At 71.2% G+C, this 25,760-nt stretch carries 21 protein-coding genes; 14 read left to right on the forward strand and 7 right to left on the reverse strand.

From position 1 onward, the window contains the following. Positions 1–10 precede the first annotated feature (10 nt). On the reverse strand, positions 11–2,440 hold the full coding sequence (locus LNW72_RS05080) for a SpoIIE family protein phosphatase (RefSeq protein ID WP_285369288.1): 2,430 nt from the start codon (positions 2,438–2,440) through the stop codon (positions 11–13). A gap of 81 nt (positions 2,441–2,521) precedes the next feature. After that, positions 2,522–6,085: a HAMP domain-containing protein gene (locus LNW72_RS05085; protein ID WP_250974257.1), complete on the reverse strand. Its 3,564-nt coding sequence runs from the start codon at positions 6,083–6,085 to the stop codon at positions 2,522–2,524. 298 nt (positions 6,086–6,383) lie between these two features. On the opposite strand from LNW72_RS05085, the gene LNW72_RS05090 reads away from it, so the two are divergent. Then, positions 6,384–7,334: an anti-sigma factor RsbA family regulatory protein gene (locus LNW72_RS05090; RefSeq protein WP_250974258.1), complete on the forward strand. Its 951-nt coding sequence runs from the start codon at positions 6,384–6,386 to the stop codon at positions 7,332–7,334. A 105-nt stretch (positions 7,335–7,439) separates the two neighbouring features. On the opposite strand, the gene LNW72_RS05095 is transcribed toward LNW72_RS05090, so the two are convergent. From LNW72_RS05095 to LNW72_RS05105, 3 genes are all read right to left on the reverse strand, one after another. Beyond that, the gene (locus LNW72_RS05095) at positions 7,440–8,315 is read right to left on the reverse strand and encodes a SigB/SigF/SigG family RNA polymerase sigma factor (RefSeq protein WP_250974259.1); all 876 of its coding nucleotides are present in this window, start codon (positions 8,313–8,315) and stop codon (positions 7,440–7,442) included. An 84-nt stretch (positions 8,316–8,399) separates the two neighbouring features. Beyond that, the gene (locus LNW72_RS05100) at positions 8,400–9,236 is read right to left on the reverse strand and encodes an undecaprenyl-diphosphate phosphatase (protein ID WP_250974260.1); all 837 of its coding nucleotides are present in this window, start codon (positions 9,234–9,236) and stop codon (positions 8,400–8,402) included. 161 nt (positions 9,237–9,397) lie between these two features. Next, positions 9,398–11,143 (reverse strand): glycosyl hydrolase family 18 protein, encoded by a 1,746-nt coding sequence (locus tag LNW72_RS05105; protein ID WP_250974261.1) that lies wholly within the window; start codon positions 11,141–11,143, stop codon positions 9,398–9,400. Positions 11,144–11,443: 300 nt separating this feature from the next. On the opposite strand from LNW72_RS05105, the gene LNW72_RS05110 reads away from it, so the two are divergent. The 3 genes from LNW72_RS05110 (at position 11,444) to LNW72_RS05120 (ending at position 12,503) form a co-directional block, all read left to right on the forward strand. Beyond that, positions 11,444–11,644, forward strand: coding sequence for a hypothetical protein (locus LNW72_RS05110; RefSeq protein WP_250974262.1), 201 nt, complete (start codon positions 11,444–11,446; stop codon positions 11,642–11,644). A 169-nt stretch (positions 11,645–11,813) separates the two neighbouring features. Further along, on the forward strand, positions 11,814–12,050 hold the full coding sequence (locus LNW72_RS05115) for a DUF5133 domain-containing protein (protein ID WP_250974263.1): 237 nt from the start codon (positions 11,814–11,816) through the stop codon (positions 12,048–12,050). Between the two features lie 33 nt (positions 12,051–12,083). After that, positions 12,084–12,503 carry a YchJ family metal-binding protein gene (locus LNW72_RS05120; RefSeq protein WP_250974264.1) on the forward strand — a complete coding sequence of 140 codons (420 nt, stop codon included), beginning with the start codon at positions 12,084–12,086 and terminating at the stop codon, positions 12,501–12,503. Positions 12,504–12,580: 77 nt separating this feature from the next. On the opposite strand, the gene ligA is transcribed toward LNW72_RS05120, so the two are convergent. Continuing rightward, positions 12,581–14,674 carry an NAD-dependent DNA ligase LigA gene (gene ligA / locus LNW72_RS05125; RefSeq protein ID WP_250974265.1) on the reverse strand — a complete coding sequence of 698 codons (2,094 nt, stop codon included), beginning with the start codon at positions 14,672–14,674 and terminating at the stop codon, positions 12,581–12,583. 60 nt (positions 14,675–14,734) lie between these two features. On the opposite strand from ligA, the gene LNW72_RS05130 reads away from it, so the two are divergent. Then, positions 14,735–14,941, forward strand: a complete 207-nt coding sequence (locus LNW72_RS05130; RefSeq protein ID WP_250974266.1) for a hypothetical protein — start codon at positions 14,735–14,737, stop codon at positions 14,939–14,941. A 3-nt stretch (positions 14,942–14,944) separates the two neighbouring features. On the opposite strand, the gene LNW72_RS05135 is transcribed toward LNW72_RS05130, so the two are convergent. Further along, on the reverse strand, positions 14,945–15,541 hold the full coding sequence (locus tag LNW72_RS05135) for a HutD family protein (protein ID WP_250974267.1): 597 nt from the start codon (positions 15,539–15,541) through the stop codon (positions 14,945–14,947). A gap of 199 nt (positions 15,542–15,740) precedes the next feature. Between LNW72_RS05135 and ehuB the strand changes: the two genes are divergently transcribed. The 9 genes from ehuB (at position 15,741) to LNW72_RS05185 (ending at position 25,697) form a co-directional block, all read left to right on the forward strand. Continuing rightward, positions 15,741–16,658: an ectoine/hydroxyectoine ABC transporter substrate-binding protein EhuB gene (ehuB, locus tag LNW72_RS05140; RefSeq protein ID WP_250974268.1), complete on the forward strand. Its 918-nt coding sequence runs from the start codon at positions 15,741–15,743 to the stop codon at positions 16,656–16,658. Between the two features lie 12 nt (positions 16,659–16,670). Further along, positions 16,671–17,417 (forward strand): ectoine/hydroxyectoine ABC transporter permease subunit EhuC, encoded by a 747-nt coding sequence (ehuC, locus tag LNW72_RS05145; protein ID WP_250974269.1) that lies wholly within the window; start codon positions 16,671–16,673, stop codon positions 17,415–17,417. Continuing rightward, entirely contained in the window at positions 17,417–18,052 is a 636-nt protein-coding gene (ehuD, locus tag LNW72_RS05150) for an ectoine/hydroxyectoine ABC transporter permease subunit EhuD (RefSeq protein ID WP_250974270.1), read from the forward strand. Before ehuC ends, ehuD begins: the two co-directional genes overlap by 1 nt. A 106-nt stretch (positions 18,053–18,158) precedes the next feature. Further along, a complete protein-coding gene (ehuA, locus tag LNW72_RS05155; protein ID WP_250980025.1) occupies positions 18,159–18,917 on the forward strand; it encodes an ectoine/hydroxyectoine ABC transporter ATP-binding protein EhuA in 759 nt (252 codons plus the stop codon). Between the two features lie 405 nt (positions 18,918–19,322). Beyond that, positions 19,323–20,690 (forward strand): CoA transferase, encoded by a 1,368-nt coding sequence (locus tag LNW72_RS05160; RefSeq protein WP_250974271.1) that lies wholly within the window; start codon positions 19,323–19,325, stop codon positions 20,688–20,690. Positions 20,691–20,743: 53 nt separating this feature from the next. After that, positions 20,744–21,259, forward strand: coding sequence for an NUDIX domain-containing protein (locus LNW72_RS05165; protein ID WP_250974272.1), 516 nt, complete (start codon positions 20,744–20,746; stop codon positions 21,257–21,259). Between the two features lie 254 nt (positions 21,260–21,513). Beyond that, on the forward strand, positions 21,514–22,686 hold the full coding sequence (locus tag LNW72_RS05170) for a lactonase family protein (protein WP_250980026.1): 1,173 nt from the start codon (positions 21,514–21,516) through the stop codon (positions 22,684–22,686). A gap of 200 nt (positions 22,687–22,886) precedes the next feature. Further along, positions 22,887–25,028, forward strand: a complete 2,142-nt coding sequence (locus LNW72_RS05175; RefSeq protein ID WP_308401883.1) for an NPCBM/NEW2 domain-containing protein — start codon at positions 22,887–22,889, stop codon at positions 25,026–25,028. Positions 25,029–25,205: 177 nt separating this feature from the next. Then, positions 25,206–25,697 carry a peroxiredoxin gene (locus LNW72_RS05185; protein WP_138353385.1) on the forward strand — a complete coding sequence of 164 codons (492 nt, stop codon included), beginning with the start codon at positions 25,206–25,208 and terminating at the stop codon, positions 25,695–25,697. Positions 25,698–25,760: the final 63 nt, after the last annotated feature.

Genomic DNA, 25,760 nt, shown 5'->3' on the forward strand with positions numbered 1-25,760 from the left:
GCGGTGATGTTCACCGAAGCCGGAATCCGATGATGCAGGTGTCGTCGTCGGTGTCGGAGTTGCTGTGGGTGAGCAGCCGGTCGAGGTCCTCCTCCAGGTCGCCGGTGGGCGGCCCGGCATCGCGCAGCAGCTGCTCCAGGGACTGGTTGACGGTACGGTCCCGGCGCTCCAACAGCCCGTCGGTGTAGAGCAGCAGGGTGTCCCCCGGCTCCAGGACGACCGTCTCCTCCGCGTAGCTCGCCTCGGCGACGGCGCCGAGCAGGATGCCGGCGGGCAGCGGCAGCACCGTGGACCGCGCGCCGCGGACCAGCACCGGCGGCGGGTGCCCGGCACGGGCCCAGCGGACCACCCGGGTCGACGGGTCGTACAGCCCGCAGACCACGGTGGCCGTGACGTGTTCGGTGAGCCGGTGGGCGACGGTGTTGAGCCAGCCCAGCATCCGGCCGGGTCCCGCACCGGTCGCGGCCAGGCCGCGCAGGGCGTTGCGCAGCACGACCATGCCGGTGGCGGCGTCGATCCCGTGCCCCGCGATGTCACCGACCACCAGCAGGACCTGCTTGCTGGGCAGCACGACGGCGTCGTACCAGTCGCCGCCGACCAGGTGGCCCTTCTCCGCGGGCCGGTAGCGGACCGCGACCTGCAGCCCGGACGCGTCGATGGGCGCGGGGGCCGCCGGCATGATGGCGCGCTGGAGCTGCAGGGCGAGCAGGTCGCGTTCGTCGGCCCGCTGCTCGGAGTCGGCGAGCTGGTTGCGGGTGGCCGCCAGCGCGACCTCCGTCCAGTGCTGCGCGGAGACGTCCTGGTAGGCGCCGTGCACGGTCATCGGGCCGCCTTCCGGGCCGGCCGCCGGTTCCGCGACCACCCGGATGTACCGGACGACTCCGTCGGGGCGCAGCAGCCGGAAGGCCGTGGAGGCGGACCCGCGCTGGTGCAGCACCTCCCGCAGGAACCGTCCGATGATGTCGGCGTCGTCGGGGTGGGCGTGGTGGCGCAGCCGTTCCAGCGGGATCGGCGCGGAGTCCGGCGGCAGCCCGTAGATGTCGAACAGCTGGCTGTTCCAGATGACCTCGCCGGTGGCCGGGGTCTCCTCGAACCCGCCGATCCGGCCCAGCCGCTGGGTGTGCTCGACCAGTGCCGCCAGCCGGGTCGCCTCGTTGTGGGTGCGCCAGCTCACCAGCAGGGCGTCGCCGTACCGTCCGATGCCCAGCGCGGCCGTCGGGTGCGGCGCCGTGCCCTCGGGGGCGACCGGCAGGACCGTCCGCTCGGTGCGGAACGGCTCGCCGGTGGCATGGACGCGCAGCGCCCGCTCGTACAGGCCGCCGTCCGCGGCCGCGAGCGGGTAGGCCTCCAGCAGCGGTCGTCCGGTGATGTCGGCCCGCGGGCGGCCGGCGAAGTCCGTGAAGTGCTGATTGGTGTACGTGATCCGGAAGTCGCAGATCCGGCCCTGGTCGTCCAGCAGCGGTTGGAGGACCAGCGCGGGGTCCAGGAGACCCTCGGCGAGGCCGCCGAGCCGGGTGGCGCTGTCGTCCCGGACCGCTCCGCCGCCGGGTGCGGCGGAGCCGGTCCCCTCCAGCGTGTGCGCGCACAGCCCGGCGAGGGCGGTGAGCTGACGGTGGACGGCGCGCGGCAGCGGTGTGCCGGGCTCCGGCCAGCACACTTCCAGGACTCCGACCGTGCGGCCGGCCCGCTGCGCGGGGATCAGCGCCCGGGCGCCGGCACCGCTGCCGGACAGGCCGATGGACGCAGCCGACGCCGGCGGCGCGCCGTGCCACAGCGTCCGCCCCGACAGCAGCGCCTGCTGGGCCAGCGTTCCGACGCGGGGCGGCACGTACCGCCAGCGGACGGCCTCCGCCGGGGGGAATCCCGCGCTGCCGGCGAGGATGAGCGAACCCTCCTGGTCGGCCTGCCACACCGCGGCGGCGGTGGCGCCCAACGGCTCCAGCGCGTGGACCAGCAACGACTGGGCGACCGTCTGCGCGTCGGTGCCGCTGAGCGCTCCGGCCTCGGCGATCCGCAGCCGGACGGACACCGGAGGCGCGGCGCGGTCGGCGCTGTCGTCCGGAGCCGGGACGGCCCGCGACAACGGGTCGTGTGCCGCTTCGTTGACGATGTCGGCGGCCAGCTCGGCGGTCGGCAGCCCGGCGCGGGCGGCGAGTTCCTCCAGGTGTCTGGCGGCCTCGGCCGGTCCGTCCACGCCGCGTTCGACCAGGATGCCCTTCGCCACATCGAGCAGCCCCTGCGTGGCGGCCGCGTTCTGCTGCGCGTCGAGCCTGCGGCGCAGCCGCTCCACGACCGCGGCCAGCCGCTCCACACCGGATCCGCCCGCGCCGGTCCCCGCGAGCGGTCCGGGGGGCACCGGCCGCCCGGTGTCCGGCACGGACTCGGGGGTGGGGTCGTTCACGGGCGCGGGTCCTTCGGGTCGGAAGAGCGGTTTCGGCATGGGGGCCGCCGCCGGCCGCGGTGTCGGCGGCCCGGGCGGTGCGGGTGAGGTGAGGGGCGGGGCCGGCGGGTGCCGGCTGCTCTACCGCAGCCAGCGCCGTATGCAGGCCACCAGGGCCGCGGAGTCCACCGGCTTGGTGACGTAGTCGTTGGCGCCGGAGGCCAGGCTCTTCTCCCGGTCCCCGTGCATGGCCTTGGCGGTCACCGCGATGATCGGCAGATCGGCGTAGTGGGGCATCGCGCGGATCGCGGCGGTGGCCGCGTACCCGTCCATCTCCGGCATCATCACATCCATCAGGATCAGGTCGATGCCGGGGTTCAGGTCCAGGGTGTCGATGCCCTTGCGGCCGTCCTCCGCGTGCATGACCCGGACTCCGTGGAGTTCGAGCATGCTGGTGAGCGCGAAGACGTTGCGGGTGTCGTCGTCGATGACCAGGATCGTCCGGCCGTCGAGTCCGACGGCGGCGGCGCCGCGGGCGGTCTCCCGCGGCCGGTAGGACTTCAGATGGCGGGCGATGCGCTCCCGGAGCTCGTCCAGTCCGGAGAGCACCTCCAGCGGACGGGTGCGGGCCCGCTCGGCGATCTGCCGTTCCCGCTCCGGGTCGAGCCGCCGGGTGGGGTGGACGAGGACCGGCACCTCGCGCAGCGCCGGTTCGCTCATGATCACGTCGAGCGAGCGCAGTCCGGCCTCGCCGTTCGCGTCGAGTCCGAGCACCACGCAGTCGTACGGCTCGGTGGCGAGCGCCTCCACGGCCTCCGCCGCCCCGGCGGCGCTGCGCAGCCGGACCCGGCCGCGCGGATCGGCCGGACCGCGGCCGTGGTCGAGTTCGGCGACGACGCTCTCGGCGACGAGCGAGAGCAGTCCGCGGGGCTGGTCCTCGATGACGAGCAGCCGGCGCCGCTCGGTCTCCAGCGCCCCCTCCCGGCCGGGGTCCCGGCCGGGGTCCCGGCGGCGGTCGTGGTCGTGGCCGCGGTCCCGGTTCTCGTTCCGGTCCCGTTCCCGGTCCGGTTCCGGGGACGACAGGACGAGCGGCTCCGCCGTCGCGTCGCCGGTCGCCGCCCCGTGCAGCGCGGCGAAGTCGGGCTGGGCGACGGGCAGATGGAAGGTGAAGACGCTGCCCTCGCCGGGCACGCTGGCCGCCTGGATGGAGCCGCCCAGCAGCTGGGCGATCTCCCGGCTGATGGACAGGCCCAGGCCGGTGCCGCCGTAGCGGCGGCTGGTGGTGCCGTCGGCCTGCTGGAACGCCCCGAAGATCGCTTCGAGCTGTTGTTCCGCGATCCCGATCCCGGTGTCGCGGACCTCGAGGGCCAGCATGGGTCCCTGGGAGAGCGCCGCCGCCGGGAGGTCTCCGGGCGGGGCCACGAAGACGCGCAGCGCGACCTCGCCCGCTTCGGTGAACTTCACGGCGTTCGACATCAGGTTGCCCAGCACCTGCCGCAGCCGGGCGTCGTCGGTGAGGACCTCCATGGGCGTACCGGACGCCACCTCGACCCGGAACTCCAGGCCCTTCTGCGAGGTCAGCGGACGGAAGGTGGATTCCACGTAGTCCACCAGCTGGCGCAGCGGCACCCATTCGGGGGCGACGTCCATCCGGCCCGCCTCGACCTTGGACAGGTCGAGGATGTCGTTGATCAGCTGGAGGAGGTCGGATCCGGCGGAGTGGATGACGCCGGCGTACTCGACCTGCTTGGGCGTGAGGTTGTGGTGCGGGTTCTGGGCGAGCAACTGGGCCAGCACCAGCAGGCTGTTGAGCGGGGTGCGCAGCTCGTGGCTCATGTTGGCGAGGAACTCGGACTTGTACTTGGAGGCGAGCGCGAGCTGCTGGGCACGCTCCTCCAGCTCCTGGCGGGCCTGCTCGATCTCCAGGTTCTTGGTCTCGATGTCGCGGTTCTGGGTGGCCAGCAGCGCCGCCTTCTCCTCCAGTTCGGCGTTGGAGCTCTGCAGCTCCTCCTGCCTGACCTGCAGTTCGCTGGAGCGGGCCTGCAACTCGGCGGCGAGCCGCTGCGACTCGCCCAGCAGCTCGTCGGTGCGGGCGTTGGCCACGATGGTGTTGACGTTGGCGCCGATGGTCTCCATCAGCTGGTCCAGGAAGTCCCGGTGGATCTGGGTGAAGCGGTGCACCGAGGCGAGCTCGATGACGCCCAGCACCTGGCCCTCGACGACGATCGGCAGCACGATCAGGCTGGCGGGCGGTGTGTGGCCGAGCCCGGAGGAGATCACATAGCCGGCCGGGATGTCGTCGACGGCGATGGTGCGGCGGCTGCGGGCCGCCTGGCCGACGAGGGACTGGCCGAGCTTGAACCGGCTCGGCCGGTCCTGCGATCCGGTACCGGACGGATAGCCGTAGGAGCAGATCAGCTGCAGCTCGGTGCCCTCGGGGGCGTCCTCGGCGAGGTAGAACGCGCCGTACTGCGCGGCGACGAGCGGCGTCAGCTCGTCCATGATCAGTTCGGCGACGATGCCGAGGTCCCGGCGGCCCTGCATGAGGCCGGAGATCCGGGCGAGGTTCGACTTGAGCCAGTCCTGCTCCTGATTGGCCCGGGTCGTCTCGCGCAGCGACTCCACCATGGAGTTGATGTTGTCCTTGAGGTCGGCGACCTCGCCGGAGGCGTCCACCGAGATCGACCGGGTCAGGTCGCCCTCGGCGACGGCGCCGGTGACCTCCGCGATGGCGCGGACCTGCCGCGTGAGGTTCCCGGCCAGCTCGTTGACGTTCTCCGTGAGCCGCTTCCAGGTGCCCGAGACGCCCTCGACCTCGGCCTGACCGCCGAGCCGGCCCTCGCTGCCCACCTCGCGGGCGACGCGGGTGACCTCGGCCGCGAACGACGACAGCTGGTCGACCATCGTGTTGATGGTGGTCTTGAGCTCGAGGATCTCACCGCGCGCGTCCACGTCGATCTTGCGGGTCAGGTCGCCCCGGGCGACGGCCGTGGTCACCTGCGCGATGTTGCGGACCTGGCTGGTGAGGTTGTTCGCCATGGAGTTGACGTTGTCGGTCAGGTCCTTCCAGGTGCCGGCCACGTTCGGCACCCTGGCCTGGCCGCCGAGCATGCCCTCGGTGCCGACCTCACGGGCGACCCGGGTCACCTCGTCGGCGAAGGCGGACAGGGTGCCGACCATGGTGTTGATCGCTTCGGCGAGCGCGGCGACCTCGCCCTTGGCCTCCACACTGATCTTCTGCGAGAGGTCGCCCTTGGCGACGGCCGTCGAGACCTGGGCGATCGAGCGGACCTGGGTGGTGAGATTGCCCGCCATGACGTTGACGGAGTCGGTGAGGTCCTTCCAGGTGCCGGACACGCCCGGTACGACCGCCTGGCCGCCGAGCCGGCCGTCGCTGCCGACCTCGCGGGCCACCCGGGTCACTTCGGAGGTGAACAGCGACAGCTGGTCGACCATCCCGTTGAACACGGTGGCGATCTCGCCGAGCAGCGCCGTGTCACCGGGCAGCCGGGTGCCGAAGTCGCCGTCACGGACGGCGGTGAGGCCGGCGAGCAGCCGCCGGAGCTCCGCTTCGCCGACCGGTCCGCCGCGGTCGGCGGAGTCCGCTGCCTGGTCCGGCGCCCGGTCGTCCGCACGGTTCCGTGCACCGCCGGACCGGCCGCGCGGTGGTTTCACCCGCGCGTCCGCATCCACCATGTCGCCCATGTCAGTCCCCATCCCGCCATCACGTCGTCACCGCATGCCGAGCGGGTGCCCGAGGCACTTCCACCTTCATTGCCACATGACAAATGTTGCCCTGCACTTCGCAGGCTAGCCCAGCATCCCGCCTTCCCGCGCCACGCGCCAGAACTTCTTCCACGGCCGCCTCGCGGGGCAGGGGTCACCGGGGTGCCATCCTTTGGTCCGGGGCGGGCAGACTCCCCATCGAGCACAATGCATCCTTGAGGGCGGAAGCCGCGGTGTGGTCGCGGACGGGGCCGCTGTCGATGGAGGGGTAGTCGAGATGAGCGCGATACCGCAGGACACGACTCGCCGCGGCGGGTTCGCGCATCCGGCGCTCCTCTACCGCGGCAGGGACGCCTATCTCGCCGGAACCGTGCCCTTCATCACCGAGGGACTCGACCGGGGCGAGCCGGTCGCCGTAGCCGTTCCCGGCCCGAACCTCGCCCTGCTGGAGAAGGCGCTCGACGACCGCGCCGCCGAGGTGAGCCTGCTCGACATGACACGGGCCGGCCGCAATCCGGGCCGGATCATCCCCGGTGTGCTGCGGGCCTTCGCCGACGCCCACCCCGGCCGCCGGGTGCGGATCATCGGCGAGCCGATCTGGCGGGGCCGCTCGGCCACCGAGTACCCGGCCTGCGTCCAGCACGAGGCACTGATCAACCTCGCCTTCGCCGACCGCGACGTCACGATCCTGTGCCCCTACGACGTCGACCGGCTCAGCCCGGACGTCCTGGCCGACGCCGCGGCCACCCACCCCGTCCTCATCGACGGCGCGGGCAGCGTCCGCAGCCCGGACTACGCCCCCACCTACGTCGTCGCGAAGTGGAACCTGCCGCTGCCCGAGGCCCCGGACGGCGCGCTGACCCTCGCCTTCGACAACGTGACCCTGACCGAGCCCCGGCTCGCCGCGTCCCGGTACGCCGTCGGCGCCGGCCTGGACCCGGGCCGGATCCCGGACGTGGAGCTGGCCGTCAACGAACTGGCCACCAACACCGTCCTGCACGGCGGCGGCTCCGGCACTCTGCGGCTGTGGACCGAGGACGGCCACCTCGTCTGCGAGCTGCGCGACCGCGGACACCTCACCGATCCGCTCGTCGGCCGTATCCCCGTCGTGCGCGCCACTCCCGGCGGCCGCGGGATGCTGCTCGTCAACCACCTCGCCGACCTGGTGCGGATGCACACGACGGCGGCCGGCACGACGCTGCGCGTGTACTTCGCCCTCACCGCGTAGGGCCGCCGGTCCGCCGGCAGGACCACCGCGGCCGGTTCACCACGCCGGTGGGGCCGCTCGCGCACGATCCACGAGCGGCCCCACCGGCGGTCTTCTGCCCGCGGATCACTCCTGGATCAGCAGCTGCCCGCGCAGCCGCGTCAGGGTCCGGGTGAGCAGCCGCGACACGTGCATCTGCGAGATCCCCAGCTCCGCGCCGATCTCCGCCTGGGTCATCTCGGCGCCGAACCGCATGTTCAGGATGCGGCGGTCGCGGGGGGCGAGATCGGCCAGCAGTGGCTTGAGGGACTGGAGGTTCTCCACGAACTCCAGCGCGGGGTCGAGGTCACCGAGCCGGTCGGCCAGCACGCCTTCGCCGCTGCCCTCCTCCTCGCCCGCGGGGATGTCGATGGACCCGGCGACGTAGCCGTTGCTGGCCAGCTGGCCCTCGGTGACCTCCGCGGGAGTGAGGTCGAGCAGCGCCGCCAGCTCATCGGTGGTGGGCGCGCGGTCCAGCCGGCCGGCCAGCTCCTCGGTGGCCTTGGCCAGCTCCAGGCGCAGCTCCTGCAGCCGCCGCGGCACGTGCACGGCCCAGCTGGTGTCCCGGAAGAAGCGCTTGATCTCGCCGGTGATGTACGGAATGGCGAACGTGGTGAACTCCACCTCGCGCGACAGGTCGAACCGGTCGATCGCCTTGATCAGGCCGATCGTCCCGACCTGCACGATGTCCTCGCGCGGCTCGGACCGGTTGCGGAACCGCCCGGCGGCGAAGTTCACCAGCGAGATGTTCAGCTCGATGAGGGTGTTGCGGGCGTACTGGTATTCGTGGGTGCCCTCGTCGAGCTCCCGCAGCCGGTCGAAGAACAGCTTCGACAGCTGCCGCGCGTCCTTGGGGGCGAGCTTTCCGGGGCACTCCACCCGCGGCAGTTCCGCCCGGTCCACGTCCGCCTCCGGCAACCGCACAGCGGTCGGGGAGGTCCTCGTCACTACCGAGCCCGCCATGTCGTCCTCCTCAGGAAGTCCACACCGTCGAGGCGTCGTATACCCCGGCGCTCCAGGCACACACCTGACGGTTCCGGCGGGACCTCAGGCGCTCAGGACGCCGGTGCCGAGCAGGGAGAACAGCAGGATCCCGATGATGATGCGGTAGATCACGAAGAGGTTGAACGAGTGCTTGGCGATGTACTTCAGGAGCCAGGCGATCGAGGCGTAGGCGACCACGAACGACACCACGGTGCCCACGACGAGGGGGAGCACGTCGACGCCGCCGCCGGTGGCGTCCTTGAGCTCGTAGAGCCCCGCGCCGGTCAGCGCCGGGATGGACAGGAAGAACGAGAGCCGGGTCGCGGCCAGCCGGTCCAGGTCGCGGAGCAGACCGGTGGAGATCGTGGCGCCGGAGCGGGAGAAGCCGGGGAAGAGCAGCGCGAGGATCTGGGAGGAGCCCACGATCATGGCGTCCTTGAGGGTGATCTCGTCCTCACCGCGCTTGAACCTGGCCATCTGTTCGGCCACCCACATCACGATGCTGCCGCCGATGAGCGAGCCGGCCACCACCCACAGCGAGGCGAGCGGGCCGTCGATGAGCGGTTTGGCGAGGAGGCCGACGACGACGATCGGGATGGTGGCGTAGATGACCCACCAGGCGAACTTGTAGTCGTGGTTGTCGCGTTCGCTCTTGTTGGCGATGCCGCGACCCCAGGCGCTCGCGAACCGCACGATGTCGCGGAAGAAGTAGACCAGGACGGCGGCGATGGCACCGACCTGGATGACCGCCGTGAAGCCGACCACCGCCTTGTCGTCCACCGGGATGTTCATCAGCCCCTCGGTGATCTTGAGGTGGCCGGTGGAGGACACCGGGAGGAATTCGGTGACCCCTTCCACCACTCCGAGAATGGCGGCTTGGCCGACGCCGATCGCGCTCATTGGTCCCGTCCCTGGAATTGCGTCGAATGACCGGCTTGGCGGCGCCGTTGTCAACGAGTGCCTCACGGGCACACCCAACGTCTACAGAATTGTAGACGTTGGGTGTGACTGTAGAGGACGGCCCGCCGACCGGGCAGGCCGGGACCAGGGTAACGAGGGTGCTACGTGATCGAGAAGTCGTCCCCGTAGACGTTGCCCTGGGCGTACCAGCCGTGCAGGTACACGGTGACCGTTCCGGAGGCGCCGGTGGTGAAGGGGACGGTGAGCTTGGTCCAGCCGCCGGACGACGTCCAGGTGCTCGCCGAAGCGCCGCCGCTCACCCCGAGGTAGGCGTAACTGCCCTGAACCCACCCGGACAGCGTGTAGCTGTGGTTCGGCGACAGGGCGACGCTCTGCCCGCACTGGCCGGTCTGGCCCGAGGTGGGCGCCACCAGCAGCGCGTGGGTGCCGGTGTGCACCGGACTGGCGACCACCGCTCCCCCGGGCTGGCAGGTCCACGGGGTCGGGCTCCCGCTCTCCAGGCCGCCGTTGACCAGCACGCCCGACCCGCCGGGGCCGGTGACGGTGAGGGTGTACGTCGTCGGGTGGCTGCCGGACGCCGCCGAGCCGGTGACCGTCACCGCGTACGTTCCGGCCGCCGCCGTGGCGGAGGCGGTGGCCGTCAGCGTCGCGGACCCGCCGGCGGTGACCGAGGCGGGACTGACGCCGACCGTCACACCCGCGGGGGCGCCGGACGCCGTCAGGTTGACGGTCTGCGCCGAGCCGGCCGTGACGGCGGTCTTCACCGTCGCGGTCACCGAGGCGCCGGGGTTCACCGACCCGGAGGCGGGTGTGGTGCTGACCGAGAAGTCGTTGGTGACCGGACCTCCGCCGCCGGTGAACGGCTCGAAGGCGTGGCTGAAGAACCAGGTGCTCTGCGCGATGCCCGAGCAGGAGTCCGATCCCCCGGTGCCGGGGCAGCCGCCGTTGTCACGCTGGAGTGCCCAGAAGGACAGCGAGGCGATGCCCTTGGAGACGGCCCAGTTGTAGACCGTGGCCGCGTCGGCGGTCTGGAACGTCTCGGCGGCGCCGAAGTCGTCGATGCCGGGCATCTCCGTGATGCCGACCATCCCCCACAGCTGCGCGTCGCTCTTCGCGGGGTAGAGCGTGCCCAGTTGGCCGCGCAGGCCGGTGGTGGCGGTCTGGGTGTCGGTCGCCATCTGATGGGAGGCGCCGTCGTAGTAGTCGAACGTCATCAGGTTCACGACGTCGATGCGGGCGTTGTTCGTCACGGCGTTGCGCAGGACGGCCAGTCCGCTGGAGGCCAGGCCGCTGGTGGTGGTCGGCAGCGTGTAGGAGAACTGGACGGTGCGCCCGTTGGCCGCCGCCCAGTCCTCGACCAGCTTGATCGCCTTGTTCCGGCGGTCGATGCCGGCGGTGTTGGTGAGCGAGTTGTCCTCGATGTCGAGGTCGATGCGCGTCACGTCGTAGGTGGTGATGACGTTCTCGAAGGCGGCGGCGATGGAGTTGACGTTCGTGCAGCTGTCCGCCAGCTCGGTGCCGGTGTTGTCCGCGGTGTAGCCGCCGAAGGACGGGATGACATCGCCGCCGGCCGCCCGCATGGCCGCGATGTCGGCACCGAAGCTGGACTGGGCGATCGGCATGCCCGTGTCGCCGTTCCAGTACGGCGTGCAGGAACCCTTCGACGGCGTCTGGATGAACGCCATCGTCAGGTACTTCGCACCGGACTGCGCGGACAGTGCCGACATGCTGTCGCCGTTGTACGCCTCGAAGTACGGCGCGAAGACATGGGCGGGGATGGGCGTCGCGGCATGCGCGGCGGTGCCGCCCGCGACCACCAGGCCGAGGGACCCGGCGGCCGTGGCCAGTGCGGTCAGCAGTACTCGGACGGATCTTGGTCGTCTCATGAACGCTCCCACAGAATGAGCCGGCGAATGGGGGGATACGCGGTGCGGTGTCACGAGGAGAGCCGAGCAGTGCCCATGATTGGACTAGACCAACGGACTGTCAAGGCTCTTTACCATTCGCCCGCGACCGTCTCCCCCAGCGGGCCGCCCGCCGCCAACCGCCGTGCCCCGAAGGCCCGTTCGGCGATCTTCCGGCGTTCCGGTGGGCGGAGGGGCGGCGCATCCCTTCCACCGGGCCCGCGCCCATGAGACCGGGATGCCCCCTACCCCGCGGCCCGATCCGGGAGCAGCATCGACAACATGGCGGGATCAGCGGATCTGGCGGCCTGTGACGAGTGCGGCCGTACCGATCGGACGGTCCGCGACCTCGGCCTGCGCGCGCCGCTGGCCCTGTGCGACACCTGCTTCCGCGCCCTGTTGGAGGTACGGGTACGCCGTCAGCCGCTGCCGCTGTCACGGATTCTGGACGATGTGCGGCATCGCTCCCCGGGACACGGGTAGGCGCCGTAGGGCCGGGAACCCTCGGCGCACCACGGGTCGTCCAGTCGTCGGATCGTCCGGTCGTCGAGGCGATCTCGTGGGAATCGAGAACCAGGACGAGAACACTCCCGACAGGCACCGAACGCCGTCCCGTCGGGCACCTCGTGCCACTCACCCAAGGAGTACGACCATGCTGATGGCCCATCCCGCCGTCCTGCGCGACTTACTGGAGCGCTACGAGTCGCTCGCCGCGCAGGCCCGGGGCGACTCGGCCGGGTCGCTGGAGCACCGCCGGCTCGAGGACACCGCCTACACCCTGTGCGTGATCACCGGTTTCCGCACGGTCGGCCGGGCGGTCGAGGCCGCCAGGCAGCGGCTCGCCGCGGAGTCCGGACCGTCCTCCGCACCGCAGGCCGTGGCCTCGTAGTTCCGGGTGCCCGGGGGCCGTCACAATGAGGGTGTGATACGGAACAGCGCACGCCCCTCGGTGACGGCCCGGCCCGCCTCTCCCTGCCCCTGCGGACTGGACGCGTCCTACCGCGACTGCTGCGGCAGGCTCCACAGCGGCCAGGCCGCGGCTCCCACCGCGGAGCGGCTGATGCGCTCGCGCTTCAGCGCGTTCGCCGTCCGCGATGCCGCGTACCTGCTCAGGACGTGGCACTCCACCACCCGGCCGTCCGGCATCGAGTTCGAGCCGGATCAGCAGTGGACCCGGCTGGAGATCGTCGGGACGACGGACGGCAGCGCCTTCCACACCGAGGGCACGGTGGAGTTCCGCGCCCATTACCGCCTGCACGGCGACACGGACTCGCAGCACGAGGTGAGCCGCTTCGTCCGCGAGGACGCGCTCTGGGTCTATCTGGGCGAGGCCACCGCGTAGCGTTCCTCAGCGGGGCGTCCGGCGAGACACCGGGACAGGGTGCGACACGGCGCTGCTCGGTGCTCTCCGCGGGCCGGTCACGGTATGAGGTCGCCGAGCAGCTCGGCGAACTCCTCCGGGGCGATCACCCGGATCCCGAGTTCCTCCGCCTTGGCCCTCTTGGAACCCGCCTTCTCCCCCGCGACCAGCAGGCTGGTCCTCTTCGACACGCTCGACGACGCCCTGCCGCCGGCGCTCTCGATCAGCTCGTTCATCGCCGTACGGGACAGCTCCGCCAGCGCACCGGTCATGCTGCCGGTGACCACGACCGTCAGGTCCGCCAGCGGGCCGGCCGGAACGGCCCCCTGCGGCTCCGCCGTGCCGTCGGCGTCGGTGTCGCCCTCACCGGGCATCCGCGCCGGCACTCCGGGCTCGGTCATGTTCACCCCGGCGGCCGTCAGCTTGTCGATGAGCGGGGCCAGTTCGGCGATCTGGGCGACCACGACCCTGGCCTTCTCGGCGCCGATGCCGGCGACTGCCTCCAGCGCGGCGGCGTCCGCCGCGCGGATGGCCTCCATGGTGCCGAAGTGCCGGGCGATCCGCCGGGACATGCTCCGGCCGGTGCCGAGGACGCCGAGCGCGCAGAACACCCGGTTCAGCGGCCGGTCCTTGGCGGCCGCGATCGTCGCCAGCAGTTTGTCCGCGCTCACCTCGCCCATCCGGTCCAGCCCCAGCACCTGCCCGCGATCGAGGGTGAACACGTCGGCGAAGTCGGTGACCTGACCGGACTCCACCAGCTGCGTGACGAGCTTGTGCCCCATCCCGTCGATGTCGAGGCAGTCCCGCGCCACCGCGTAGCGGATCGAGGCGAGCTGCCCGCACTCCCGGCCGCGCACACAGCGCCAGCGCTCCTGAGTGGTGTCGATGTCGGAGGCGCAGCGGGGGCACTCCGCGGGGAAAGCGATCGGCGTCTCCGCCCCGGTGCGGAGCTGGACCACCGGAGCCTCGATGCGCGGAATGATGTCACCGGCCTTGTAGACGGTGACCTGGTCGCCGATCCGCAGGTCCCGGCGGGTGATGTCGGCCGGGTTGTGCAGCGTCGCGTAGGTGACGGTGCTGCCGTCGATCTCGACGGGTTCGAGCACGGCGCGCGGCGCTATGACGCCGGTCCTGCCGACGTTCCACTCCACGGCGAGCAGCCGGGTGACGCGCTCCACGGCGGGCAGCTTGTAGGCGATCGCCCATCGCGGGGCGCGGGAGCTGAAACCGGCCTTCTCCTGGTCGGCCGGGTCGTCCGCCTTGATCACCACTCCGTCGATGCCGAACGGCAGCGCGGCCCGCAGCGCGGCGATCTCCTCGACGCGCTTCTGGACCTCGTCGATCGAGGCACAGGTGCGCAGCCCCACGGGAGTGGCCGCGGTCGTCTGCACCCCCGCTTCCGCGACGATCTCCATGACGCGGCTGTGGGCCAGGGACACGAGCTCCGCCGAACCCTCCTCCAGCGGCAGTCCCGAGTAGGCCCAGAACGTCATCTCGATGACGTACGGCCGCTCCTTGGCCCGCAGGGTGCCGGCCGCCCCGTTGCGGGGGTTGGCGAACGGTGTGGCGCCGAACTCGGCGCGTATGAGGTTGGCCTGCTCGAACTGCTCGGTGGTCAGCAGCACTTCACCGCGGACCTCGAACGTCACCGGGGTGTCGAGCCGGTCCGGCAGTCCGGCGATGGTCCCGATGGCGTGGGAGACGTCCTCGCCATGGCTGCCGTCGCCACGGGTGACCAGCTGGACCAGGCGGCCCTCCCGGTAGCGCGCGGCGACGGCGACCCCGTCCAGCTTCGGCTCGACCGCGTAACCGCCCGTCACCGGTCCGCCGAGCCGCTTGGCCAGGGAGTCCGCCCAGGCCGAGAGTTCGGCACCGTCGAAGACGTTGTCCAGTGACATCATCCGCGCCGAATGTTCCACCTCGCCGGCCGGCACCGCGCCGCCCGCGACCTTTCCGGTCGGCGACGCCGGCACGATCTCGGCGGGGTGCTCGGCCTCGTAGGCCGCGATCGCCCGCGCCAACCGGTCGTAGGTGGCATCGTCGAGGCGGGAGTCCCCGCCGCTGTAGTAGGCGGCGGACGCTTCGGTGGCATCGGAGACGGCCCGCGTGTACGACTCGGCGTCGGCCAACCGGGCCGTGGTGATCTCGGTCATGAGGACATCGTGCCGCCCACCACTGACAATGCGCCGTGGCGCCGTGGAAGAGTGGTCGCCATGAGCCCCACGAAACCCGTCGAACCCGCGGGACCGGCGCGACCGACCGACCGGGACGGCTCCGCCGGTCCGCCCGACACCGTCGCCGACCCGGAGGGCGGCGAGTCCGCCTGCTGGCTCGACCGCGTCTGCCCGCAGTGCGACGCGGTGTCCGACGGCCCGCCGCCCGCCCGCTGTCCGCGGTGCGGCGCCGAGCTGTCCGGCTAGGGCCTAGGGCCTGAGGGTGATGACGGCCGCGCTGCCCTCGGACCGCAGGGCCGCGATCTCGGTACCCGTCCCCGACACGAGCACCGCGTCGAAGCGGGCGAGGCGGGTGTCCTCAGGAGCGACGGCGGGAACGGAACCGGGGTCGATGAAGAAGTCGACGTCGTCGGTCAGGGCGACGAGGAGCACGGAGCCGTTCACGGGGACCTCGGCGGTGTGCGCGCCGTCCACGATCCCGACCGTTGCCGCTGCCTGTCCGCGCCGGGTCATCACGTTGAGATTGACGATGGGCCCGCCCGTCAGCCGGCAGTCGGTGGCGGCGGCGCCGGGGAACGCGAACGGGCGCAGCGGACGGATCGGCGGGTGGGCGGCACCGTCGATCGTCAGCACCATCCCCGGCCCGTCGACCACGGTGATGATCCTGTCGACGTCCGGGAGGGCCGAGTAGGGCCCGTCCTCCACGACATCGGCGAGGCTCACCCGCCAGCCGAAGTCGGCCAGGCCCGCGTGCGCCGGGTCCACCGTGATCTCACGCGTCACGCCGCCGCCGTTGCTCCAGGGCGTCGGCACACGGTCACCGGCCCGCAGAATCCGCGCTTCCATGCCGTTGATCGTCGCGGCGCGGCACCTCTCGCGTCAAATGGTCCGCCGCCGCGTAATCGGCCCAACCCGCGCATCCCACACATCTGCGGATAACCACCCCCACCTGCGATTTCCTTGAATGCAAACGGTGTTGCCGGGTAGGGGCGGCCCTCATGTGGCGTCACGCACCAGGTGGCGCACGTGACCGAAGGGACCATCCATGTCGCAGCGCAGCTCCTTCTCCCGCAGAGGATTCCTGCTCGGGACCACCACCTTGACGGGTATGGCGGTGGTACCGGGGCTGCTCACGGCGTGCAGCCGCACCGAGACCGGAACGGGAGCGCCGAAGGGCGAGGGCGACCTGTTGGCGAAGCTCAGGAAACAGGGGTACGTGCGAGTCGGGTTCGCCGGCGAGGCGCCGTACGGGTTCAAGGACGGCACGGCGCTGGCCGGTGAGGCCCCGACCCTGCACAAGGAGATCTTCGCCGGGCTCGGGGTGCCCGACCTGCGCCCCACCCTCACGGACTTCGGCGCCCTCATCCCCGGACTGGCGGCGGACCGTTTCGACGTGGTGAGCGCCGGGATGGCGATCACCCCGGAGCGGTGCGACAAGGTCATCTTCTCGGAACCGGAGTTCATCTCCCCCACCGCGCTGATGGTGCGCAAGGGCAATCCCAAGGGTCTGAGCGACCTCGCCTCGTGCGCCGCGAAGGGCGCCGGTGTCGGAGTGCTGACGGCCGCGGTCGAGGCCGGGTACGCCGCCGGTGCCGGTGTCGGGGACTCCAAGGTCAAGTCGCTGGCCAAGCAGCAGGACGGGCTCGACGCGCTGGTCGCGGGACGGATCGACGCGTTCGCCCTGACCGGGATATCCCTGCGCTGGCTGGCGAAGACCAACAAGGGCGCGGACGTCGAGGTGCTCGAACCGTTCCTGCCGGAGCTGAAGGGCAAGAAGCAGTACAGCCCCGGCGGCGCCGTCTTCCGGCAGAACGCCACCTCGCTGCGGGACGCGTTCAACGGCCAGTTGAAGAAGATCACCGACGACCCCGAGCACTATGTCGCGCTGATCGGGAAGTACGGCTTCACCAAGCAGGAGGTACCGCCGGCCACCCTGCGGACAGCCGACCTGTGCAAGGCGTGATGGGCGTACCTGATGAGCGAATTCCTCACACAGTTCTCCCGGTCCCTGCCGAGTGTGTGGCAGGGCGTCTCCGTCACCCTCCAGGCCACCGTGCTCAGCGCGCTGCTGGCCCTCGTCCTCGCCTTCGTCCTCGGCTTCATGTCCCGCTCGGAACACCTTCTCGTCCGCGGCCTGTCGCGGGTGGTCGTCGAGTTCCTCCGCGGCACCTCCCTGTACGTCCAGCTGTTCTGGCTGTTCTTCGCGCTGCCGATCCTCGGGTTCAAGCTTGAGCCGATGGCGTGCGCGGTCGTGGCCTTCGGCCTCAACTACGGCGCCTACGGCTCCGAAGTGGTGCGCGGCGCACTGAACGCCGTACCCCAGGCGCAGTGGGAGGCGGCCGTCGCGCTCAACCTGAGCCCCTGGCAGCGGATGCGCCGGGTGATCCTGCCCCAGGCCTGGGTCCAGATGATCCCGCCGTTCAACAACCTGCTCATCCAGCTGCTCAAGTCCACACCGCTGTTGTCGTTGATCACCATCTCCGATCTGACGTTCCAAATGGACCAGTTGCGCTCGACGACGGGCAACACCGCGGCCGCGTACGTGACGCTCCTGGTCATCTACTTCGTGCTCGCCTACGCGCTGACGCTGCTGATGAACGCCCTGGAGGCGGTGGCCAAGGCCCGGCTGGGGCAAGGCAGCGGACTGCGCCACGTCCTCAAGCCGTCGTCCGCCGGCATCACTGATCCCGACGGCCGTGCCGCACGGGCGGGTGGTGTGTGATGTGGGACTGGAACACCGCCCGTGAGGGACTGCCCGTGGTCCTGGACGGCTTCGGGATCACCCTGCTCGCCACGGTGCTCGGATCCGTCGTCGCCATGGTGCTCGGACTGCTGATCGCCGTGCTCCGCCGCGCCCCGACCCGCTGGGTCACCGTGCCCGTCCGCATCGTCGTGGAGTTCGTACGCTCCACCCCGGTGATGATCCAGCTCTTCGCCGTCTGGGTGCTGGTGCCCAGCCTGGATCCGCTGACCATCGGCATCGCCGTCCTCGGCATCCACTACGCGATGTACACCTCCGAGGTGTACCGCGCCGGGATCGACGCCGTACCCCAGGGACAGTGGGAGGCGGCGGTCGCGCTCTCGCTGCCGCGCGGCCGGGTGTGGCGCGCGGTGATCCTGCCGCAGGCCGTCCGCAAGGTCGTTCCGGCACTGGGCAACTACGTGATCTCCATGTTCAAGGAGACGCCGTTCCTCTCGGTGATCACCGTGCAGGAGATGGTCCACGAGGCGAACGAGTACGGCAGCGTCCACTTCGCCTATCTGGAGGCCTTCACCCTCGCCGCCGCGATCTTCCTCGTCGCGAGCTACCCCACCTCGATGCTGATGAGAAGACTGGAGAAGCGCCTTGCTCAGTGACACCGACCCCAAGGAAGAGACCGGCCCCGGCAGCCACGCCGAGTCCGGGACCGACGCGCTCACCGAGAAGGGCGACGCTCTCCGCAACGATTCCCCGGTCGCGGACATGGTCCGCTTCGACCAGGTGGTGAAGCGGTTCGGCGACCACACGGTCCTGGACCAGCTCGACTTCGGGCTGCGACGAGGTGAGCGGGTGACCCTGATCGGGCCGAGTGGCTCCGGCAAGACCACCATCCTGCGGCTGCTCATGACCCTCGAACGCGTCACCGAGGGCACCATTCATGTCGACGGGGAGCCCTTCTCCCACATGCCGGGCGGCCGGGACAGACTGGTGCCGGCGAACGAGAAGTACCTCCGAGAACGGCGACGCCGGATCGGCATGGTCTTCCAGCAGTTCAACCTGTTCCCCAACATGAAGGTGCTGGAGAACGTGACCGAGGCGCCCGTTCACGTCCTCGGCCTCAGCCGCGACGAGGCCGCGGAACGCGGCCGCGAGCTGCTGGACCTGGTGGGCCTCGCCGACAAGTGCGACGCCCATCCGACGCAGCTCTCCGGCGGCCAGCAGCAACGTGTCGCCATCGCCCGCGCGCTCGCCATGCGGCCCGACATCCTCCTCCTCGACGAGGTGACGTCCGCGCTCGACCCGGAGCTCGTGGCAGGTGTGCTCGACGTCCTGCGGGACATCGCCCTGAGCACCGACATCACCATGCTCTGTGTGACGCACGAGATGGGCTTCGCCCGCGATGTCTCCGACCGGGTGATGATGTTCGACCACGGCCACGTCCTCGAAGCCGGGCCTCCGGACCAGCTGTTCGAGGCCCCGGAGCACACCCGCACCCGCGAATTCCTCAGCGCGGTCCTCTGAAGGACCCGCTGAGGGGGTGCACCGTGCCGAGGCCGGGCACGCCACCCCGCCCCGCCTCGGTTTCGGGGCGGGGTGGGACGTCGTGACGGCATCACGGCGTCTGACGGCGTCTGGGAGGCGGATGGCGCGAACGCCCGCTGGAACGCCGCTTCTCGGATCCGCTCACACCGGGCCGGGCGTGCACGGACGGTGCCTCTGCTGCACCCCTTTCGCCTGTCGTACGGGAGGATCGGGACTGTCTCCGAGCTTCCCCCTTCCCGGCCCGCGCGTCACCGTGCGAACAGCGTGCGCCGGCGCGCGCCGTTCGCACGGGGCGTGAAAGCGGGCGCCGTCCCGGATCCGCACGGGGGGCGTGGGGGTGAACCGGCTTGGGCCGCCGGTCGGGGCCTGCAGCACAATAGGCCGATGACTGAGGGAATCGACGTGGCGACCGCTCACGCCTGGGCCGCACTCGGCGGTCCGGCGGAGCTGCTCGAAGGGGTGTCGTACATCGCGTCGAGCGGTGTGCCGCCGTCCCGGCTTCCGGTGCGGGAGCTGGCGCGCGCGACGGTGGGGGTGTGCTCGCTGGCGGCCGCGGAGCTGTTCGCGCGCCGCGCCGGCGGATCCGTACCGGAGGTGCGGGTGGACGAGGGAGCGGTGGCCACCGCCTTCGTCAGTGAACGGCATCTGCGGATCGACGGCCGGAAACCGACGTCGTTCGCCCCGCTCTCCGGCTTCTGGCGGGCGGCCGACGGCTGGGTCAGGACCCACGCCAACTACCCGCACCACCGCGCCCGGCTGCTGACCGCCCTGGAGATCCCGGACGAGGGCGACGACGGCGCACCGGCCCAGCACCTCGCGGAGCGGCTGCTGACCCGTCGCGCCCTGGAGATCCAGGAGACGGTTCACGCGGCGGGCGGGCTCGCCGTGGCCGTCGCCACGGCGGCGGGCCACCAGGCGGAACTCCCCCTCGTCGAGTCCCGTCGGACCAGGGACGGCGCGGCCGGGACCCTGAGCGCGGCGGCGCTGCCGGCCGCCGGCGTCAGGGTGCTCGATCTGACCAGGGTCATCGCAGGACCGGTGGCCACCCGCACGCTGGCGCTGCTCGGCGCCGATGTGCTGCGCGTCGATTCCCCCCGGCTCCCGGAGCATCCCGACGCCCATGCCGATACGGGGTTCGGCAAGCGCTCGACGCTGCTGGACCTCGATGTGCCCGAGGACCGGCTGCTGTTCGAGGAACTGCTCTCCTCGGCCGACGTCGTGATCACCGGCTACCGACCGGGCGCCCTGGACCGGCACGGTCTCGCTCCGCGAGAACTGCTGGAGCGGCGGCCCGGGCTGATCGTCGCCCAGCTGTGCGCGTGGGGCTGGGAGGGGCCGTGGGCGGGCCGCCGCGGCTTCGACAGCCTCGTGCAGGCCGCCTGCGGCATCGCCGGGATCGAGGCCGCATCCGACGGACACCCCGGAGTGCTCCCCGCCCAGGCCCTGGACCACGGCACCGGATATCTGCTCGCCGCCGCGGTGCTGCGTGCGCTCACCGACCGCCAGGACACCGGTGGAGGCCGGCATCTGCGGTTCTCCCTGGCGGGAACCGCCTCCTGGCTGACGCACGGCATCCGCCCCGCCGCAACCGACGGTGAGGCGGCCTACGACCCCGGCTCCTGGCTGGCCGAAACGCCCTCCCCGTACGGCCGCCTCCAGTACGCCCGCCCGCCGGTCGGCTACGCCGGTGGCCCCGGCGACTGGACCCGTCCGCCCACCCTGTGGGGCACCGACAGCCCCGGCTGGATCTGATCCCGCCCCGCCCGACCCGTGCGTCCGCTCCCGCCACCGACGAAAGGACTCCCATGGCCCTTCCTCCGGCCGCCGACAGATCCGGCGCGCTCACGCCCGCGCTGGACTCGATGACCCTGCTCGCCGCGGCAGTGATCGTCCACGATGCCGGGAAGCGGCGGGTCGTGCTGCTGCAACGCGGTCCTGGGGCGAAGTACTGCCAGGGCAAATGGGATCTCCCCATCGGCAAGAGCGATCCGGGTGAACCCGTCACGGACACCGCCGCCCGTGAACTGCGGGAGGAGACGGGCCTCGTGGTGGACCCGGCGGCGCTCCGTGTCGCCCACGTCATCCACGGTGCCTGGGGCGTCGAATCCCCCAACGGCTTTCTCACCGTCGTCTTCACCACGCACGACTGGTCGGGAGAGCCCGTCAACAGCGAGCCGGAGAAGCACTCCGCGGTCCGCTGGTTCGACATCGACGACCTCCCCGGGGAGATGGTGCCCAGCACGGGTCACGCACTGCGCTGCGTCCTCGACGACGGCCCGCGAATCTCGCTGCACGGCTGGCAGGACCGTACTCCCGGCTAGGTCGTGACTTCCAGCGGCTGTCGCGATCCCGCGCGCACCCCTCCGACCTGGCCCGTCGCGAACGGCAGCGCGAAATGGGGGGCATACGGACGGCGACCCGCCGGTGGCCGGTTCGGGATCCGCGGGGTGGATACGTTGCACCACGCGCAACACGCGTTGCGGCGGTCGGCGGACTCTGCTCCCCTGGAGCACCGCACAGCAGCGGACCGGCAACGCAGTATCGGGAGGTGTGTCGCGTGGAGGTCAACGCAGGCATGGGCAGGCGAGGTCTGCTCGCCGCCGCGGCGGCGGCAGCCGCCACAGCGGGACTGGGGTGCGCCCCCAGGGCCACCGCGCGGACGGAGTTGCCGGCGGCCACGGCGCGGAAACCTTCCGCCATCGAGACCAGGCCGCTCTGTCTCGGCGTCTACACCTCCGTGAGCGGAGGCGGCAAGGGCGTCGCACTGACGGCCTACGAGCCCTCGACGGGTGCGATCACGTCCACCGGGGTGGTGACCGGAGTCGCGGATCCGTCCTTCCTGGCCTTCGGCCCGACCACCGGCACGCTGTACACCGTCAACGAGCGCTCACCGGGCGCCGTGACCGCGATAGCGCTGCACGGCGGCAGCAACGGCGCACCGAAGGTGCTCGGGTCGCGGCCCACCGGCGGCGACGGACCGTGCCATCTGTCCGTTCACCCGGGCGGCCAATACCTGCTCAGCGCGAACTACGACTCCGGCAGCGTCGCCGTGCACCCGATAGGCCAGGACGGAAAACTGGGCGCGCGGACCGCCCTCGTCCGGCACAGCAGCCCGCCGCCGGGACCCGGGCAGGACGGGCCGCACGCCCACCAGATCATCACGGCCCCCGACGGCCGCTTCGTGCTCGCCGTCGACCTCGGCAACGACACCGTGTACACGTACCAGCTCGACGAGACGGCCGGCACGCTGCACCAGGTCTCCTTCGCCGCGCTGCGGCCCGGCGCCGGGCCGCGGTCGCTGACGTTCCACCCCGGCGGCAAGTTCGCCTACCTGGCCAACGAGCTGGACAACACCGTCGTGGTCTGCGCGTACAACGCCACGACCGGGAAGCTGACCCCCGGCGCACCCCAGCCCACCGGGACCGGGAGCGTCAAGAGCTATCCGGCGCAGCTGCTGGTCACCGCCGACGGGGCGTTCGCGTACCTCGCCAACCGCGGTCACAACAGCATCACCCGCTATGCCGTCGAGTCCGCCGGCGCGACCCTGCGCCTGCTGGACACCGTCCCGGTGGGCGGCGACTTCCCCCGGCACATCGCCTTCGACCCGACGGGCCGGCTGCTCTTCGCCGCCAACCAGAAGTCCAACACGGTCACCGTCCTGAATGTCGACACCAAGACCGGGAAACTGACCCTGACCGGGCGGCCGTTCGCCGCTCCCGGGGTGGTGTGCGTACTGCCGTCGCCCTAGTCGCCCAGCTACCGCGGGGAGGTGCCGCCAGGCGCCTCGGCGGTGCTCCAACTCCCCGGCGAACGGGGGCCCTCGACCCGGAAGCGCATCGCGCTTCCGGGTCGAACTTCTTGACATGTCCTGTCAGTACCGCTGTGATGTGGTTGCTTTCGTTCGACCCCGTTGAATTGTGCGCCATTTACCCTCGCATGGAGCCGCACATGCAGCCCGAACGCCACATCATCAGACAGCGTTTGGCGGCCCTGGCCGCCTCCCTGGCACTCATCACGGGAGGTGGAGCGCTTGCCGCCACCGCCGCCGTGACCGTGCAACTGGCCACGGCGGCACCCGCCGCGGCCGTCGACAACGGCCTCGCACTGACCCCGCAGATGGGGTTCAACAACTGGAACTCCACCCACTGCCGGGCGGAGTTCAACGAGACGATGGTCAAGGGCATCGCCGACATCTTCGTCTCGCAGGGCCTGAAGAGCGCCGGTTACAGCTACGTCAACATCGACGACTGCTGGGCGCTGCCCAACCGTGACGCCGCCGGAAACCTCGTTCCCGATCCGGCGCGCTTCCCCAACGGCATCAAGGCCGTCGCGGACTACGTGCACTCCAAGGGCCTCAAGTTCGGCCTCTACTCCAGTGCCGGCACCAAGACCTGCGACACCCTCGGCTTCCCCGGCGGGCTCGGCCACGAGCAGCAGGACGCCAACCTGTGGGCGTCCTGGGGTGTCGACTACCTCAAGTACGACAACTGCAACAACACCGGTGCGGACGCCCAGACCCGGTACAAGGCCATGGGCGACGCCCTCAAGGCCACCGGCCGCCCGATCCTCTACAGCATCTGTGAGTGGGGCTCCAACCAGCCCTGGAACTGGGCCGGAGGAGTCGGCAACTCCTGGCGCACCACCGGCGACATCAGCGACTCCTGGTCCAGCATGATCGGCATCGCCCACCAGAACCAGTCGCTCGCCCCGTACGCCAAGCCGGGCGCCTGGAACGACCCGGACATGCTCGAGGTCGGCAACGGCGGGATGACGGACACCGAGTACCGCACCCACTTCAGCCTCTGGTCGCAGATGGCCGCGCCCCTGCTGATCGGCAGCGATCTGCGCACCGCGAGCGCCGCGACGCTCGCCGTCCTCAAGAACGCCGACGTCATCGCCGTCGACCAGGACAGCCTCGGCAAGCAGGGCACCGTGGTGTCCAGCTCCGGCGGCAAGGTCGTGATGACCAAGGCGCTGGCCGGTGGCGACCGGTCGGTGACCCTGACCAACGAGAACGGGTCCGCGCAGACGATCTCGACGACCGCCGAGGCGGCCGGTATCGGCGGCGCGTCCTCGTACGCGCTCAAGGACCTGTGGTCCAAGCAGACCAGCTCCACCACCGGCACCATCAGCGCCACGGTGCCCGCGCACGGCACGGTGATGTTCCGGGTGACACCCGGCAGTCCCGTCCCGCCGCCGACCGGGATCAACCAGCTCAGCGATCTGCCCTGGACGTCGGCCACCAACGGCTGGGGCCCGGTCGAACGCGACCACAGCAACGGCGAACAGGCCGCAGGTGACGGACACGCCCTCACCATCAACGGCACCACCTACGCCAAGGGCCTGGGCACCCACGCCCCCAGCGAGATCAGCTACTACCTGGGCGGCAGCTGCCGTTCGGTCAACGTCGACGTGGGCGTGGACGACGAGGTGTCCAGTCCTGGCACGGTGATCTTCCAGCTCTACCGGGACGGCACCAAGGTCGCCGACAGCGGCGTGCGGTCGGCCAGTGACGGCCCCAAGCACCTGACCGCGGATCTGACCGGCGGAAGCCAGCTGAAGCTGGTCGTCACCGACGGCGGCGACGGCATCAACTACGACCACGCCGACTGGGCCGACGCCAAACTGGCCTGCGGCAACGGCCCGGCGGCCGGTACCAGCGCCCTCAGTGACCTCAACTGGACGTCGTCGGCGAACGGCTGGGGACCGGTCGAACGCGACCGCAGCAACGGCGAGCAGCCCGCGGGCGACGGACGCACCCTCACGATCAACGGCACCACGTACGCCAAGGGCCTGGGCACCCACGCCGCCAGCGCCGTCACCTACTACCTCGGCGGCACCTGCACGTCCCTGGCCACGGATGTGGGCGTGGACGACGAGTCGGCGACCAACGGATCGGTGGTCTTCCAGATCTTCCGGGACGGCACCAAGGTCGCCGACAGCGGTCTGGTCACCGTCAGCGACGCGGCGAAGCATCTGACGGCCGATCTCACCGGCGGTCTGGAACTGAAGCTCGTCGTCACCGACGGCGGCAACGGCAACACCTCCGATCACGCCGACTGGGCCCTTCCCCGCCTCACCTGCGGCTGATCCCGGCACCGGCACGACCGGCCGGACGGACGAACATGATCCGTTCGACAGCGGTGACCTGAACGACCAGGGCCTGCCCGGCCTCCGGAGTGCGACCGGGCAGGCTCTACCATCTGCGCAACACGGTGATCGCGTTCCGCCGCCGGCGGCGCCGACGCCGAGGCCAAGGGAGCGCACATGTCCAAGCAGCCCGCAGTGGGTACGCCGGCCCCCGACTTCACCCTGCCCGGGCTCGTCCTCGGCCAGGGCGACGCCGACGCGGAACGGGCCGACTACGCGCTCGCCGGACAGCGCGGCAACCCGCTGCTCCTGGTCTTCTACCCCGGCGACGACACGGCCGTGTGCACCAAGCAGCTCTGCTCCTACACCTCCGACCTGGACCGTTTCACCGGCCTGGGCGCCACGGTGTGGGGCATCAGCCCACAGGACCTGGACAGCCACGAGTCCTTCGCCCGCAAGCACCGGCTCGGCTTCCCGCTGCTGGCCGACACCGACCGCACCGTGGCCAAGGCCTACGGCATCGCCGTCCCCGGACTCGGGCTGCGCCGCTCGGTCTTCCTGCTCGACGGCGAGGGCAACGTGCGCTGGAAGCATGTCGCGCTTGCCGGTCTCACCTTCGTCACCACCGATGTGCTGGCGGAGCAGCTCGCCGCGGTGCAGGCCGGCTGAGCACCGCAGGGCACCTCCGCCGAACGCCGGACACGGCGCCGGACCGTCGTCCATAATCGAACA

It is taken from the genome of Streptomyces sp. RKAG293 (genome assembly GCF_023701745.1).
Lineage (GTDB): Bacteria > Actinomycetota > Actinomycetes > Streptomycetales > Streptomycetaceae > Actinacidiphila.

Coding starts and splice junctions, on each gene's coding strand:
- LNW72_RS05185 (WP_138353385.1), top strand. CDS start 25,206: ATGTCCAAGCAGCCCGCAGTGGGTACGCCGGCCCCCGACTTCACCCTG.
- LNW72_RS05090 (WP_250974258.1), top strand. CDS start 6,384: ATGAGCGCGATACCGCAGGACACGACTCGCCGCGGCGGGTTCGCGCAT.
- ehuA (WP_250980025.1), top strand. CDS start 18,159: ATGGTCCGCTTCGACCAGGTGGTGAAGCGGTTCGGCGACCACACGGTC.
- LNW72_RS05105 (WP_250974261.1), bottom strand. CDS start 11,143: ATGAGACGACCAAGATCCGTCCGAGTACTGCTGACCGCACTGGCCACG.
- LNW72_RS05160 (WP_250974271.1), top strand. CDS start 19,323: ATGACTGAGGGAATCGACGTGGCGACCGCTCACGCCTGGGCCGCACTC.
- LNW72_RS05110 (WP_250974262.1), top strand. CDS start 11,444: ATGGCGGGATCAGCGGATCTGGCGGCCTGTGACGAGTGCGGCCGTACC.
- LNW72_RS05085 (WP_250974257.1), bottom strand. CDS start 6,085: ATGGGCGACATGGTGGATGCGGACGCGCGGGTGAAACCACCGCGCGGC.
- ehuC (WP_250974269.1), top strand. CDS start 16,671: ATGAGCGAATTCCTCACACAGTTCTCCCGGTCCCTGCCGAGTGTGTGG.
- LNW72_RS05170 (WP_250980026.1), top strand. CDS start 21,514: ATGGGCAGGCGAGGTCTGCTCGCCGCCGCGGCGGCGGCAGCCGCCACA.
- LNW72_RS05135 (WP_250974267.1), bottom strand. CDS start 15,541: ATGGAAGCGCGGATTCTGCGGGCCGGTGACCGTGTGCCGACGCCCTGG.
- LNW72_RS05115 (WP_250974263.1), top strand. CDS start 11,814: ATGCTGATGGCCCATCCCGCCGTCCTGCGCGACTTACTGGAGCGCTAC.
- LNW72_RS05095 (WP_250974259.1), bottom strand. CDS start 8,315: ATGGCGGGCTCGGTAGTGACGAGGACCTCCCCGACCGCTGTGCGGTTG.
- LNW72_RS05165 (WP_250974272.1), top strand. CDS start 20,744: ATGGCCCTTCCTCCGGCCGCCGACAGATCCGGCGCGCTCACGCCCGCG.
- LNW72_RS05175 (WP_308401883.1), top strand. CDS start 22,887: ATGCAGCCCGAACGCCACATCATCAGACAGCGTTTGGCGGCCCTGGCC.
- LNW72_RS05080 (WP_285369288.1), bottom strand. CDS start 2,440: ATGCCGAAACCGCTCTTCCGACCCGAAGGACCCGCGCCCGTGAACGAC.
- ligA (WP_250974265.1), bottom strand. CDS start 14,674: ATGACCGAGATCACCACGGCCCGGTTGGCCGACGCCGAGTCGTACACG.
- ehuD (WP_250974270.1), top strand. CDS start 17,417: ATGTGGGACTGGAACACCGCCCGTGAGGGACTGCCCGTGGTCCTGGAC.
- LNW72_RS05130 (WP_250974266.1), top strand. CDS start 14,735: ATGAGCCCCACGAAACCCGTCGAACCCGCGGGACCGGCGCGACCGACC.
- ehuB (WP_250974268.1), top strand. CDS start 15,741: ATGTCGCAGCGCAGCTCCTTCTCCCGCAGAGGATTCCTGCTCGGGACC.
- LNW72_RS05100 (WP_250974260.1), bottom strand. CDS start 9,236: ATGAGCGCGATCGGCGTCGGCCAAGCCGCCATTCTCGGAGTGGTGGAA.